At 63.7% G+C, this 14,475-nt stretch carries 13 protein-coding genes; 12 read left to right on the forward strand and 1 reads right to left on the reverse strand.

Annotated elements, in window-relative coordinates; genetic code table 11:
• Positions 1-22: 22 nt before the first annotated feature.
• Positions 23-667 (forward strand): hypothetical protein, encoded by a 645-nt coding sequence (locus A7D27_RS09165; protein WP_240923086.1) that lies wholly within the window; start codon positions 23-25, stop codon positions 665-667.
• A 32-nt stretch (positions 668-699) separates the two neighbouring features.
• Here A7D27_RS09165 and A7D27_RS09170 read toward each other — a convergent pair whose 3' ends face one another.
• Complete coding sequence (locus A7D27_RS09170; RefSeq protein ID WP_069561447.1) at positions 700-2,094, reverse strand: pectin acetylesterase-family hydrolase; 1,395 nt, start codon at positions 2,092-2,094, stop codon at positions 700-702.
• Positions 2,095-2,659: 565 nt separating this feature from the next.
• Between A7D27_RS09170 and A7D27_RS09175 the strand changes: the two genes are divergently transcribed.
• The 11 genes from A7D27_RS09175 (at position 2,660) to nuoL (ending at position 14,460) form a co-directional block, all read left to right on the forward strand.
• Positions 2,660-3,073, forward strand: a complete 414-nt coding sequence (locus A7D27_RS09175; protein ID WP_069561448.1) for an NADH-quinone oxidoreductase subunit A — start codon at positions 2,660-2,662, stop codon at positions 3,071-3,073.
• A gap of 10 nt (positions 3,074-3,083) precedes the next feature.
• The gene (locus A7D27_RS09180; RefSeq protein WP_044405811.1) at positions 3,084-3,761 is read left to right on the forward strand and encodes an NADH-quinone oxidoreductase subunit B family protein; all 678 of its coding nucleotides are present in this window, start codon (positions 3,084-3,086) and stop codon (positions 3,759-3,761) included.
• Positions 3,762-3,823: 62 nt separating this feature from the next.
• Complete coding sequence (gene nuoC, locus A7D27_RS09185; protein ID WP_069564689.1) at positions 3,824-5,605, forward strand: NADH-quinone oxidoreductase subunit C/D; 1,782 nt, start codon at positions 3,824-3,826, stop codon at positions 5,603-5,605.
• 1 nt (position 5,606) lies between these two features.
• Entirely contained in the window at positions 5,607-6,098 is a 492-nt protein-coding gene (gene nuoE / locus A7D27_RS09190; RefSeq protein ID WP_069561450.1) for an NADH-quinone oxidoreductase subunit NuoE, read from the forward strand.
• Entirely contained in the window at positions 6,095-7,441 is a 1,347-nt protein-coding gene (gene nuoF / locus A7D27_RS09195; protein WP_069561451.1) for an NADH-quinone oxidoreductase subunit NuoF, read from the forward strand. The genes nuoE and nuoF overlap by 4 nt, the downstream gene beginning before the upstream one ends.
• Positions 7,442-7,537: 96 nt before the next feature.
• Positions 7,538-10,246 carry an NADH-quinone oxidoreductase subunit NuoG gene (gene nuoG, locus A7D27_RS09200; RefSeq protein WP_069564690.1) on the forward strand — a complete coding sequence of 903 codons (2,709 nt, stop codon included), beginning with the start codon at positions 7,538-7,540 and terminating at the stop codon, positions 10,244-10,246.
• Positions 10,243-11,232: an NADH-quinone oxidoreductase subunit NuoH gene (gene nuoH, locus A7D27_RS09205; protein WP_069561453.1), complete on the forward strand. Its 990-nt coding sequence runs from the start codon at positions 10,243-10,245 to the stop codon at positions 11,230-11,232. The genes nuoG and nuoH overlap by 4 nt, the downstream gene beginning before the upstream one ends.
• Before the next feature lie 10 nt (positions 11,233-11,242).
• Positions 11,243-11,791 (forward strand): NADH-quinone oxidoreductase subunit NuoI, encoded by a 549-nt coding sequence (gene nuoI, locus A7D27_RS09210; RefSeq protein ID WP_044405822.1) that lies wholly within the window; start codon positions 11,243-11,245, stop codon positions 11,789-11,791.
• An 11-nt stretch (positions 11,792-11,802) separates the two neighbouring features.
• On the forward strand, positions 11,803-12,303 hold the full coding sequence (nuoJ, locus tag A7D27_RS09215) for an NADH-quinone oxidoreductase subunit J (protein WP_069561454.1): 501 nt from the start codon (positions 11,803-11,805) through the stop codon (positions 12,301-12,303).
• A 4-nt stretch (positions 12,304-12,307) separates the two neighbouring features.
• Positions 12,308-12,616, forward strand: coding sequence for an NADH-quinone oxidoreductase subunit NuoK (gene nuoK, locus A7D27_RS09220; RefSeq protein ID WP_044405825.1), 309 nt, complete (start codon positions 12,308-12,310; stop codon positions 12,614-12,616).
• Complete coding sequence (nuoL, locus tag A7D27_RS09225) at positions 12,613-14,460, forward strand: NADH-quinone oxidoreductase subunit L (protein ID WP_069564691.1); 1,848 nt, start codon at positions 12,613-12,615, stop codon at positions 14,458-14,460. The genes nuoK and nuoL overlap by 4 nt, the downstream gene beginning before the upstream one ends.
• Positions 14,461-14,475 lie beyond the last annotated feature (15 nt).

A 14,475-nucleotide genomic window follows, 5' to 3' on the forward strand; every position in this document is an offset into this window, starting at 1 on the left:
TTAATCCTGTGCAGGAGGCACGATGACCAACAAGACCATGTTCCTCAGCGCCATTGCGCTCGCGATCACCACAGCAGGTGCCACCCTATTCTGGCGCTTGCAGCCTGATGCCTCTCCCCTTCAGGCGTCGACGCTGCCCACTCTTTCGGAAAGCAACGCATCCACCAACCCCTTGCAAGCACCGACAGATGCTCGATCGGGCGCCAAGAGCGCCAATGATCTGGCCCAAGCGGACGAGTACGCCAAGCGCTTGGCATTCGATGCCGAATACCGGGGCTTCTTCGACAAAGCCGCCGCACTTTCCCCCGCTGAGCGTGAGGCTGAAGCCGAGCGTCTGCGCAAAGGACTGGAGGAGAAGGAGGCAAAAGGTGAACTGGCCGCCGGCGAGTCCGTACTGCTGCAGATTGCACTGATCCGCGCCAGTGTCGACGACCCTGCGGAGCAGACTGCCCGCTCAGAAGCACTGATAGGCCGTTATCAGGCCGCCAGCGAGGCAAGGGAGAAAGCCCGCGCCCAACAGCGCTCACCGCAATTCGAGCGATACAAGCGGGAGGAAAGGCGCATCGTCGATGAAGTCAACGCCATGCAGGCCATACCCGAAGGCCTCAGTCGCAATGAGTACCTGCGCCAACGGCTGCAGGAAGCACGAGAGCAAGCCTACCGCTGACCGAGGGCGCGCAATGCGCCCCCGGCCTTTCTTTACAGCAGTTTGTTGATCAGGGCGTAGATGAGGTTGTAGGGCTTCGCACGGTCAGCGGCATCGCTGATCTCGGAGGCGTCCAACACCGGCCCCCTGCCATTGAGCACGCTGTCGATGAAGTGGCTCAGCTCAAGCCCTTGCTCCTGAATATCGCCATTTTTGAAATCGACGATCGTTGTGCAATGGCTTTCGTTCAGAGCCCGGTACTGAGGGAAGTAACCGCCGAAGTTCGGCAGGTTGGCCAGCGTACTGTTCAAGCGCTCCGTATCTGCCTTCCATTTGGCCTTGATCAAGGCCTCCTTGGTGGCCTTGTCAGGCGCGTTCATGATCTCCGGGTAGAACCGCTCGTAGGAGTAGGACGAGTAGTTGAGGTCCTGCCAGAAATGGGTGTGTCCCAGACGATCACCCGGCAGGTTAGAAGCCAGCGCCGGATAGATGCTGCCGAGATTGGACAAGCTCACACCTGGCAAGCGACGTTGCAGGTATTGCAGCGGCCCTTCATCCAACCCCCACGCACCGCGTATGAGATTTTGCAAGGGCAAGGAGGGATATGTCTGGCTGTCACCACCGACCATCGCATCGAATATCGGCCCCGAGTCATCAATCAGGAAGCCGCGATCCGGAGCCAGGTCCTGTCGCAGGATACCGTGGCTGACCAAGCTACCTGCGCCGCCGGCACTGCAACCGGTAGAAAGCATCTGCCCAGGACGAGGCATGTTGTCTTTCAGCCAGCCCAGCACGGCGCGACCATTGCGCAAGCCGTTGTGGTGCCAAGTCAGGGGCGGCTTCTGTCCAGCCGGATCGTCGTACGTGGCGACCTTGTCCCCGGCATAGAGATCCCCCGTGCAGTAGGGGATATAAACCATGTTCCACTTCTGGGTCTTCACCCGCGAATAGGGATGAAGACGGACCACGAAGGGGCTGACAAGGCTGGCACTGGGGTTCATCAGTTTCATGTAGTCATCCGGAATGCCATTGGGGTTGCGCGCCCCGCGGATACCGGTCTGTCCTGTGCAACTGGCGTAGTCCCAGCAGGCTCCACCACCTTCCATGTAGATGATCGTATTGGTGGTGTTCGGAACCCGGTTGATGAAGAACTTGTACGGCGAGCCGTCGCCGCACACTGCGCCGGTTTCGGGTGCAAGCTGGACGGTCTGCCAGGCGTAGTAACGCGCCGGCGAGAAACCTGACTTGAAGCCTGCAGGGTTGCCGAGCATGGGATAAGGCCCCACGCGCTGCTCAGCACGCACAGGGTTGTCCGCTGAGGGCGGGGAGGTCAGGTTACGGAGTGTCTTCCAGAAACCGTAGTCGCCAACTTCGGCATGAGCATGGACGGCGGGTAATAGGCAGGACAGTAGAATGACGCTGCAACGCAGGCGTGTAGCAAGCCTCATGGGCAGTTCCCTCTTTCTTGGTGTTTTGGTGGTGACCACCAAGCCCCGGAATATCCAAGGACATGGGGGTCCGATTGACCCCCTGAGTACCGCCGGGAAACAGGGGAAAGCGCTGTAGAAAAGCGCAGCTGGTACGCTAGTACAGCATCCAAAGTGCCTCAATAAGCCGTTGCCAGAATTATTCGGGATAGAAACCGCTACCGTTGTAGTAGTTAGCGCTAATGCACCGGTAACTTTTAGTCGCCTTTGTAGGATTAATTCAGTAGTGGCTAAATATTCCCCAATCAAACGCGAATGACTCTCATCCACAAAACATAACTTGCCGCTGCGGCATAGCGACGCAATCCGACCAAGGCCTAACAAAAAGCTGAAAACCCCGACCTACGGGGCTTTCATGGCAGTACAAGGTCCTTTTACTGCCCTTGGAGTTAATTTTTCGACCTGAAAAATTTACTTGTTCCCCCTTACGGGCATAAAATTGTTCGAATAGATTGCTGGGTGCTTCTGCTCCGGCATAACCCTAATAACTCGAGTGAACGCCGTTCCTTGTAGAAGGAGTTCGGGCATGTCGGAAGCCACTGCCATCCTGTCCCATAACTGGGGTTTCGCTGTTTTCCTGCTGGGCGTGTTCGGCCTGATCGCATTCATGCTCGGCGTCTCCGCCCTCCTCGGCAGTCGCGCCTTTGGCCGCGCGAAGAACGACCCCTTCGAATCCGGGATGCTGCCTACCGGCAGCGCCCGCCTCCGCCTTTCCGCCAAGTTCTATCTGGTCGCGATGCTCTTCGTGATCTTCGACGTCGAAGCCCTCTTTCTCTTCGCATGGGCCGTTTCTGTTCGCGAAAGCGGATGGGCCGGGCTCATCGAAGCATCCATTTTCATAGCAATTCTGTTGGCAGGTCTTGCCTATCTCTGGCGCATCGGGGCCCTGGACTGGGCCCCCGAAGGTCGTCGCAATCGGCAGGCGAAGCTAAAACAATGAGGCTTTGGCAATGCAATACAAACTTACTCGGATCGATCCGACTGCTCCCAACGAGCAGTACCCGATCGGCGAGCGGGAGGTCGTCACTGACCCTCTGCTAGAAGATCAGGTCCACAAGAACATCTTCATGGGCAAACTCGAAGATGTTCTGAGCAACGCGGTCAACTGGGGTCGCAAGAATTCCCTTTGGCCGTACAACTTCGGTCTGTCGTGCTGCTACGTGGAGATGACCACCGCCTTCACTGCGCCCCACGACATTGCCCGCTTCGGTGCCGAGGTCATTCGCGCATCACCCCGCCAGGCTGACTTCATGGTCATCGCCGGCACCTGCTTCATCAAGATGGCGCCCATCATCCAGCGCCTCTATGAGCAGATGCTGGAGCCCAAGTGGGTGATCTCGATGGGCTCTTGCGCAAACTCCGGTGGCATGTACGACATCTACTCGGTGGTCCAGGGCGTGGACAAATTCCTCCCCGTGGATGTGTACATCCCTGGCTGCCCTCCCCGTCCGGAGGCATTCCTGCAAGGCCTGATGCTGCTGCAGGAATCCATCGGCCAGGAGCGCCGCCCGCTTTCCTGGGTCGTCGGCGACCAAGGCATCTACCGTGCCGAAATGCCGTCGCAGAAGGAACAGCGCCGCGAACAGCGTATTCAGGTCACCAACCTGCGCAGCCCCGACGAAGTCTGATTCGGGCCCTTCCACGAGGAGGCCCGTTTCACTCTGTACGTTGACCGAAAGCGACCGAGACCATGACTGCAGACACCGTTCTGTCTATTCCGCCTTACAAGGCTGACGACCAAGATGTCGTCGTTGAGCTGAACTCCCGCTTCGGCGCCGAGAGCTTCACTATCCAGGCAACCCGCACCGGCATGCCGGTGATCTGGGTCCCCCGCGAAAAGCTCGTCGAAGTGCTGACCTTCCTGCGCAACGCCCCCCGCCCCTTCGTCATGCTGTACGACCTGCACGGCGTCGACGAGCGCCTGCGCACCCAGCGCCGCGGCCTGCCGGGCGCCGACTTCACGGTGTTCTACCACCTGATCTCGCTGGAACGTAACAGTGACGTGATGATCAAGGTCGCCTTGTCCGAGGGCGACCTCAACCTGCCCAGCGTCACCAGGATCTGGCCCAACGCCAACTGGTACGAACGCGAGGTCTGGGACCTCTACGGCATCACCTTCACCGGGCACCCGCACCTGACCCGCATCATGATGCCGCCGACCTGGCAGGGTCACCCACTGCGCAAGGACTACCCGGCGCGCGCCACCGAATTCGACCCCTTCAGCCTCACGCTGGCCAAGCAACAGCTCGAGGAAGAAGCCGCCCGCTTCAACCCCGAGGACTGGGGCATGAAGCGCCAGGGCGAGAACGAGGACTACATGTTCCTCAACCTCGGCCCCAACCACCCCTCCGCCCACGGTGCCTTCCGCATCGTGCTGCAGCTGGACGGTGAAGAGATCGTCGACTGCGTCCCGGACATCGGCTACCACCACCGTGGCGCCGAGAAAATGGCCGAGCGCCAGTCCTGGCACAGCTTCATCCCCTACACCGACCGCATCGACTACCTCGGCGGGGTGATGAACAACCTGCCGTACGTACTGGCTGTCGAGAAGCTCGCCGGCATCCAGGTACCGCAGAAGGTCGACACCATCCGCATCATGCTGGCCGAGTTCTTCCGCATTACCAGCCACCTGCTGTTCCTGGGCACCTATATCCAGGACGTGGGCGCCATGACGCCGGTGTTCTTCACCTTCACCGACCGCCAGCGCGCCTACAAGGTCATCGAGGCCATCACCGGCTTCCGCCTGCACCCGGCCTGGTACCGCATCGGCGGTGTCGCCCATGACCTGCCGCGCGGCTGGGACAAGCTGGTCAAGGAGTTCGTCGACTGGCTACCCAAGCGCCTGGACGAGTACACCAAGGCCGCCCTGCAGAACAGCATTCTCAAAGGCCGGACCATCGGCGTCGCCCAGTACAACACCAAGGAAGCCCTGGAATGGGGCACCACCGGTGCCGGCCTACGTGCCACCGGCTGCGATTTCGACCTGCGCAAGGCTCGCCCCTACTCCGGCTACGAGAACTTCGAATTCGAAGTCCCGCTGGCCCACAACGGCGATGCCTACGACCGCTGCATGGTCCGCGTGGAAGAGATGCGCCAGAGTATCCGCATCATCGACCAGTGCCTGAAAAACATGCCGGAAGGCCCCTACAAAGCTGACCACCCGCTGACCACGCCGCCACCGAAAGAGCGCACGCTGCAGCACATCGAAACCCTGATCACCCACTTCCTGCAGGTTTCCTGGGGCCCGGTCATGCCGGCCAACGAAGCCTTCCAGATGATCGAGGCGACCAAGGGCATCAACAGCTACTACCTGACGAGCGACGGCAGCACCATGAGCTACCGCACCCGGATCCGGACGCCCAGCTTCCCTCACCTGCAACAGATCCCCTCAGTGATCCGCGGCAGCATGGTGGCCGACCTGATCGCCTATCTGGGCAGTATCGACTTCGTTATGGCTGACGTGGACCGCTGACATGAGCATTATCCAGACCGACCGTTTCGTCCTCAGCGAAACCGAGCGCTCGGCCATCGAGCACGAAATGCACCATTACGAGGACCCGCGCGCGGCGTCCATCGAAGCCCTCAAGATCGTCCAGAAGGAGCGTGGCTGGGTGCCGGATGGCGCCGCCGACGCCATCGGCGAGATCCTCGGCATCCCTGCCAGCGACGTCGAAGGCGTTGCCACCTTCTACAGCCAGATATTCCGCCAGCCGGTCGGCCGCCACGTGATCCGCGTGTGCGACAGCATGACCTGCTTCATCGGTGGCCATGAATCCGTGCTGGGCCGTATCCAGGAGCAGCTCGGCATCGGGCTTGGCCAGACCACCGCCGACAACCGCTTCACGCTGCTGCCGGTGTGCTGCCTGGGCAACTGCGACAAGGCGCCGGCTCTGATGATCGACGACGACACCTTCGGCAACGTCAGCGCCGAGGGCGTCGCGCAACTGCTGGAGGCCTATCAATGAGCACCCTCACCTCCGTAGGACCGGCCAACCGCATCCAGCGCAGCGCCGAGACGCACCCGCTGACCTGGCGCCTGCGTGAAGACGCCCAGCCCGTCTGGCTCGAGGAATACCAGCAGAAGAACGGCTACGCGGCGGCACGCAAGGCTCTGGGCGAGATGGCCCAGGCCGACATCGTCCAGCAGGTCAAGGACTCCGGCCTCAAGGGCCGTGGCGGTGCAGGCTTCCCCACCGGCGTGAAGTGGGGCCTGATGCCCGCCGACGAATCCATGAACATCCGCTACCTGCTGTGCAACGCGGATGAAATGGAGCCCAACACCTGGAAGGACCGCCTGCTGATGGAGCAACTGCCCCACCTGCTGGTGGAAGGCATGCTGATCAGCGCCCGCGCCCTCAAGGCCTATCGCGGCTACATCTTCCTGCGTGGCGAGTACGTCGACGCCGCCCGCAACCTCAACCGCGCCATCGACGAAGCCAAGGCCGCCGGCCTGCTGGGCAAGAACATCCTCGGGTCGGGCTTCGACTTCGAGCTGTTCGTCCACACGGGCGCCGGCCGCTACATCTGCGGTGAAGAAACTGCCCTGATCAACTCCCTCGAAGGCCGCCGCGCCAACCCCCGCGCCAAGCCGCCCTTCCCCGCCGCCGTCGGCGTCTGGGGCAAGCCCACCTGCGTCAACAACGTCGAGACCCTGTGCAACGTCCCGGCGATCGTTGCCAACGGCGTGGACTGGTACAAGGGACTCGCCCGCCCGGGCAGCGAAGACATGGGCACCAAGCTCATGGGCTTCTCCGGCAAGGTGAAGAACCCCGGCCTCTGGGAACTGCCCTTCGGCGTCAGCGCCCGCGAGCTGTTCGAGGACTACGCTGGCGGCATGCGCGACGGCTTCAAGCTGAAGGCCTGGCAGCCCGGCGGCGCCGGCACCGGTTTCCTGCTGCCCGAGCATCTGGATGCCTCCATGTACGCCGCCGGCATCGCCAAGGTCGGCACCCGCATGGGCACCGGCCTGGCGCTCGCCGTGGACGACAGCATCAACATGGTCTCGCTGCTGCGCAACATGGAAGAGTTCTTCGCCCGCGAGTCCTGTGGCTGGTGCACCCCCTGCCGGGATGGTCTGCCCTGGAGCGTCAAGGTCCTGCGCGCCCTCGAGCGCGGCGAGGGTCAGGCCGGCGACCTGGAGACCCTGGAAGGCCTGGTGAATTTCCTCGGCCCAGGCAAGACCTTCTGCGCCCACGCACCGGGTGCCGTCGAGCCACTGGGTAGCGCGCTGAAGTATTTCCGACCGGAGTTCGAGGCAGGCATTGCCCGCAACGCACCGGCGAACCGACCCGAAGTGGTCGGCGCATAAGAGCCAGTTCCGACGGTTGGCGGCTGCCACAAGCGGCCCCGATCGCAACCAGATTCCATTAGCCAAGCCCGGTAACGGGCAGATGAAGACTGAACCATGGCCACTATCCACGTAGACGGCAAGACGCTCGAAGTCGATGGTGCAGACAACCTCCTGCAGGCCTGTCTGTCACTCGGACTCGACATCCCCTACTTCTGCTGGCACCCGGCGCTCGGTAGCGTCGGCGCCTGCCGCCAGTGCGCGGTCAAGCAGTACACCGACGAAAACGACAAACGCGGTCGCCTCGTCATGTCCTGCATGACCCCTGCCACTGACAACACCTGGATCTCCATCGAGGACGAAGAGGCGAAGCAGTTCCGCGCCAGCGTCGTCGAATGGCTGATGACCAACCACCCGCACGACTGCCCTGTGTGCGAGGAAGGCGGTCACTGCCACCTGCAGGACATGACGGTGATGACCGGCCACAACGCCCGTCGCTACCGCTTCACCAAGCGCACCCACCAGAACCAGGAACTCGGCCCGTTCATCGCCCACGAGATGAACCGCTGCATCGCCTGCTACCGCTGCGTGCGCTACTACAAGGACTACGCCGGCGGCACCGACCTGGGCGTCTACGGCGCCCACGACAACGTCTACTTCGGACGTGTCGAGGACGGCACCCTGGAGAGCGAATTCTCCGGCAACCTGGTCGAGGTCTGCCCGACCGGTGTGTTCACCGACAAGACCCACTCCGAGCGCTACAACCGCAAGTGGGACATGCAGTTCGCCCCGAGCATCTGCCACGGCTGCTCCAGCGGCTGCAACATCAGCCCCGGTGAGCGCTACGGCGAGATCCGCCGCATCGAGAACCGCTTCAACGGCTCGGTGAACCAGTACTTCCTCTGCGACCGCGGCCGTTTCGGCTACGGCTACGTCAACCGTGAAGATCGCCCGCGCCAACCGCTGTTCGGCACCCAGAAGCTGGGGCTCGACGCCGCGTTGGACAAGGCCGCCGAACTGCTCAAGGGCAAGCGCGTGATCGGCATCGGCTCGCCGCGCGCCAGCCTGGAGTCCAACTTCGCCCTGCGTGAACTGGTGGGCGAAGCCAGCTACTACTCCGGCATCGCTGCCGGCGAACTGGAAAACATCCGCCTGATCCGCGACATCCTGCAGAACGGCCCGCTGCCGGTGCCCACCCTGCGTGATATCGAAAGCCACGACGCCGTCTTCGTCCTCGGCGAAGACCTCACCCAGACCGCCGCGCGCGTCGCCCTGGCCCTGCGCCAGTCGGTCAAGGGCAAGGCCACCGAGATCGCCGCCTCGATGAAGATCCAGGACTGGCACATGGCCGCCGTGCAGAACGTCGCCCAGCACGCCCTGAACCCGCTGTTCATCGCCAGCGTCACCGAGACCCGCCTCGACGACGTCGCCACCGAAAGCGTGCATGCCGCCCCGGCTGACCTGGCCCGCATCGGCTTCGCCGTGGCCCACGCCATCGACCCAAGCGCACCCGCCGTGGAAGGGCTGGAGGCCGAGGCCCGCGAGCTGGTCCAGCGCATTGCCAATGCCCTGCTGGCCGCCAAGCGCCCGCTGATCGTCTCCGGCGCTTCCCTGGGCGAAAAAGCCCTCATCGAAGCCGCCGCGAACATCGCCAGCGCCCTGAAGAACCGCGAGAAGAACGGCTCCATCAGCCTGGTGGTACCGGAAGCCAACAGCATGGGCCTGGCCCTGTTCGGCGGTGAATCCCTGGACGCAGCCCTGGAGGCCCTGATCTCCGGCCAGGCCGACGCGGTCGTCGTCCTCGAGAACGACCTCTACCGCCGTGCCGACACCGCCAAGGTGGACGCCGCCCTGGCCGCCGCCAAGGTGGTGATCGTCGCCGACCACCAGCAGACCGCGACCGTCGAGCGCGCCCATCTTGTGCTGCCGGCCGCCAGCTTCGCCGAAGGCGACGGCACCCTGGTCAGCCAGGAAGGCCGCGCCCAGCGCTTCTTCCAGGTCTACGACCCGACCTATTACGACGCCAACATCCTCGTTCGCGAGGGCTGGCGCTGGCTGCATGCTCTGCACAGCACCCTGGAAGGCAAGTCCGTCGACTGGACCCAACTGGACCAGGTCACCGCCGCCGTCGCCGACAGCAACAACCAACTGGCCTCGATCCGCGACGCCGCGCCCAGCGCCTCGTTCCGCATCAAGGGCCTCAAGCTGGCCCGCGAGCCGCACCGCTACAGCGGTCGTACCGCCATGCGCGCCAACATCAGCGTGCACGAGCCGCGCCAGCCGCAGGACCAGGACTCCCCGTTCGCCTTCTCCATGGAAGGCTACGCCGGCAGTGCCGAGCCCCGTCAGCAGATCCCCTTCGCCTGGTCGCCCGGCTGGAACTCGCCCCAGGCCTGGAACAAGTTCCAGGACGAAGTCGGCGGCCACCTGCGTGCCGGTGACCCGGGCGTGCGCCTGATCGAGGCCAAGGGCAATCCCCTGCCCTGGTTCAGCGTCGCCGCGCCGTTCAACCCGGTGCAAGGTACCTGGCAGGTCGTCCCGCTGCATCACCTGTTCGGCAGCGAGGAGAACTCCTCCCGCGCCGCGCCGATCCAGGCGCGTATGCCCGAGGCCTACGTGGCCCTGGCAAAGTCCGAGGCGGACCGCCTCGGCGTCAACGATGGCGCTCACCTGATCGTTCGGGTCAACGGCCAGGCCCTGCGCCTGCCGCTGCAAGTACGCGAAGAGCTGGCCGTCGGCCTGGTGGGCCTGCCAGCCGGTCTGCCGGGCATCCCGGGCGCCGTCGCTGGCGCCACCGTCACCCTGCTGCAGGAGGCCGCGCAATGAGCTGGCTCACTCCCGAGGTGATCGACGTCATCATCGCGGTGGTCAAGGCCATCGTCATCCTGCTTGCCGTGGTCGTCTGCGGCGCCCTGCTGAGCTTCGTCGAACGACGCCTGCTGGGCTGGTGGCAGGATCGCTACGGCCCCAACCGCGTCGGCCCGTTCGGCATGTTCCAGATCGCCGCCGACATGCTGAAGATGTTCTTCAAGGAAGACTGGACGCCCCCGTTCGCCGACAAGATGATCTTCACCCTGGCGCCGGTGATCGCCATGAGCGCCCTGCTCATCGCCTTCGCCGTGGTGCCGATCACCCCCACCTGGGGCGTCGCCGACCTGAACATCGGCATCCTGTTCTTCTTCGCCATGGCCGGCATCACCGTGTACGCGGTGCTCTTCGCCGGCTGGTCGAGCAACAACAAGTTCGCCCTGCTCGGCAGCCTGCGCGCCTCGGCCCAGACCGTCTCCTACGAGGTGTTCCTGGCCCTGTCGCTGATGGGTATCGTCGCCCAGGTCGGCTCGTTCAACCTGCGCGACATCGTCGAATACCAGGCCCAGCACCTGTGGTTCATCATTCCGCAGTTCTTCGGCTTCTGTACTTTCTTCATCGCCGGCGTCGCAGTGACCCACCGTCACCCCTTCGACCAGCCGGAAGCGGAACAGGAACTGGCCGACGGCTACCACATCGAGTACGCCGGCATGAAATGGGGCATGTTCTTCGTCGGCGAGTACATCGGCATCGTGCTGGTGTCCGCGCTGCTGGTCACCCTGTTCTTCGGCGGTTGGCACGGCCCCTTCGGCATCCTGCCGCAGATCCCGTTCATCTGGTTCGCCCTGAAGACCGCCTTCTTCATCATGCTGTTCATCCTGCTCCGCGCGTCGATCCCGCGTCCGCGCTATGACCAGGTGATGGCCTTCAGCTGGAAGTTCTGCCTCCCGCTGACCCTGATCAACCTGCTGGTGACCGGCGCCGTCGTGCTCGCGGTCCAGTAAGGAGAAGCCCATGATCAAGTACATCTATGACGTGGTAGCCGGCACCTTCACCCAGCTTCGCAGCCTGGTGATGGTGTTCTCCCACGGCTTCCGCAAGCGTGACACCCTGCAATACCCCGAAGAGCCCGTGTACCTGCCGCCGCGCTACCGCGGCCGCATCGTGCTGACCCGCGACCCCGACGGCGAAGAACGCTGCGTGGCCTGCAACCTGTGCGCCGTGGCCTGCCCGGTCGGCTGCATCTCGCTGCAGAAGGCCGAGACCGAAGACGGGCGCTGGTACCCCGAGTTCTTCCGCATCAACTTCTCCCGCTGCATCTTCTGCGGCCTGTGCGAAGAAGCCTGCCCCACCACCGCGATCCAGCTGACGCCGGATTTCGAGATGGGCGAGTACAAGCGCCAGGACCTGGTCTACGAGAAGGAAGACCTGCTGATCTCCGGCCCCGGCAAGAACCCGGACTACAACTTCTATCGCGTGGCGGGCATGGCCATTGCCGGCAAACCGAAAGGTGCCGCGCAGAACGAGGCCGAACCGATCAACGTGAAGAGCCTGCTGCCCTAAGGAGACGTTGCGTGGAATTCGCTTTCTATTTCGCTGCCGGCGTCGCCGTGGTGTCCACCCTGCGGGTGATCACCAACACCAACCCGGTGCATGCCCTGCTCTACCTCATCGTCTCGCTGCTGGCGGTATCGATGTGCTTCTTCGCCCTGGGTGCGCCCTTCGCCGGTGCCCTGGAGATCATCGTCTACGCTGGCGCCATCATGGTGCTCTTCGTCTTCGTGGTGATGATGCTCAACCTCGGCCCGGCCGTGGTGGAGCAGGAGCGCAAGTGGCTCACGCCCGGGATCTGGGTCAGCCCTGCCGCCCTCTCCTTCGCCCTGCTGGCCGAGCTGCTGTACGTGCTGTTCAGCCAGCAGAGCGGCGCTGCAATCGGCCACACCACCGTGGACGCGAAAGCCGTCGGCATCAGCCTGTTCGGCCCTTACCTGCTGGCGGTGGAGCTGGCGTCCATGCTGCTGCTGGCGGCACTGGTCGCGGCCTACCACCTCGGCCGCCACGAAGCGAAGGAGTAATGCCATGAGTGCAATCCCACTGGAACACGGGCTCGCTGTCGCCGGCATCCTCTTCGCCCTTGGGCTCGCCGGCCTGATGGTGCGCCGTAACATCCTCTTCGTCCTGATGAGCCTGGAAGTGATGATGAACTCGGCCGCCTTGGCCTTCGTGGTCGCCGGTGCCCGCTGGGCCCAGGCCGACGGCCAGATCATGTTCATTCTGGTGATCACCCTCGCAGCCGCCGAGGCCAGCATCGGCCTTGCGATCCTGCTGCAACTGTATCGCCGCTTCCACACCCTCGATATCGACGCTGCCAGCGAGATGCGCGGATGAACCTTCTATTCCTGACCTTCCTGTTCCCGCTGCTCGGCTGGTTCGTCCTGTCGTTCTCCCGCGGGCGTCTCTCCGAAAACGCCTCCGCCGTGATCGGCGTCGGCTCCGTCGGCCTCTCCGCGCTCACGGCGGCCTGGGTCATCTGGCAGTTCCACGTGTCGCCGCCGGAAGGCGGTGTCTACACCCAGGTGCTCTGGCAGTGGATGAGCGTGAACAACTTCGCGCCCAGCTTCACGCTCTACCTGGACGGCCTCTCGGTCACCATGCTCGGCGTGGTCACCGGCGTCGGCTTCCTGATCCACCTGTTCGCCTCCTGGTACATGCGCGGTGAAGAGGGCTACTCGCGCTTCTTCTCCTACACCAACCTGTTCATCACCAGCATGCTGTTCCTGGTGCTGGGCGATAACCTGCTGTTCCTGTACTTCGGCTGGGAAGGCGTGGGCCTGTGCTCCTACCTGCTGATCGGTTTCTACTACAGCAACCCGAACAACGGTAACGCCGCGCTCAAGGCCTTCATCGTCACCCGCATCGGCGACGTGTTCATGGCCATCGGCCTGTTCATCCTGTTCATGCACCTCGGCACCCTGAACATCCAGGAGCTGATGAAGCTGGCACCCGAGAAGTACGTGGCCGGTGACAGCTGGCTGTGGTTCGCCACCCTGATGCTGCTCGGCGGCGCCGTGGGCAAATCCGCCCAACTGCCGCTGCAGACCTGGCTGGCCGACGCCATGGCCGGCCCGACCCCGGTTTCCGCACTGATCCACGCGGCCACCATGGTCACCGCGGGCGTCTACCTGATCGCCCGGACCCACGGCCTGTTCCTGCTCACCCCCGAGATCCTCGAACTGGTGGGCATCGTCGGTGGCGTCACCCTGGTGCTGGCCGGCTTCGCCGCGCTGGTGCAGACCGACATCAAGCGCATCCTCGCCTACTCCACCATGAGCCAGATCGGCTACATGTTCCTCGCTCTGGGCGTGGGGGCATGGGATGCGGCGATCTTCCACCTGATGACCCACGCCTTCTTCAAGGCCCTGCTGTTCCTCGCCTCCGGTGCGGTGATCAACGCCTGTCACCACGAGCAGAACATCTTCAAGATGGGCGGCCTGTGGAAGAAGCTCCCCCTCGCCTACGCCAGCTTCATCGTCGGCGGCGCGGCCCTGGCGGCACTGCCCCTGGTCACCGCGGGCTTCTACTCCAAGGACGAGATCCTCTGGGAAGCCTTCGCCAGCGGTCACCAGTGGCTGCTCTACGCAGGCCTGGCCGGTGCCTTCCTGACCTCGATCTACACCTTCCGCCTGATCTTCATCGCCTTCCACGGCGAAGCGAAGACCGAGGCCCATGCCGGCCATGGTGTGGCCCACTGGCTGCCGCTGTCGGTGCTGATCGTGCTGTCCACCTTCATCGGTGCGCTGATCACTCCGCCGCTGGCCGGCGTGCTGCCGCAGAGCGTCGGCCATGCCGGTGGCGAAGCCAAGCACAGCCTGGAAATCGCCTCGGGCGCCATCGCCCTGGCGGGCATCCTGCTGGCCGCCCTGCTCTTCCTCGGCAAGCGTCGCTTCGTCAGCGCTGTCGCCCAGAGTGCGCCGGGCCGCTTCCTCGGGGCCTGGTGGTACGCCGCCTGGGGCTTCGACTGGCTCTACGACAAACTGTTCGTCAAGCCCTACCTGCTGGCCACCCGCCTGCTGGGCAACGACCCGATCGACTCCGGCATCAGCCTGATCCCGCGCCTCGTTCGTGGCGGCAACGGCATGCTGAGCAGCAGCCAGACCGGCCAGCTCCGCTGGTACGCGGTCTCCCTGGTGGGTGGTGCCGTGCTGGTGCTCGGCGCCGTGCTGCTGACCTGAATCTTCTTAAGGAAT

The organism is Pseudomonas sp. 1D4 (assembly GCF_001728925.1).
Taxonomy (GTDB): domain Bacteria; phylum Pseudomonadota; class Gammaproteobacteria; order Pseudomonadales; family Pseudomonadaceae; genus Metapseudomonas; species Metapseudomonas otitidis.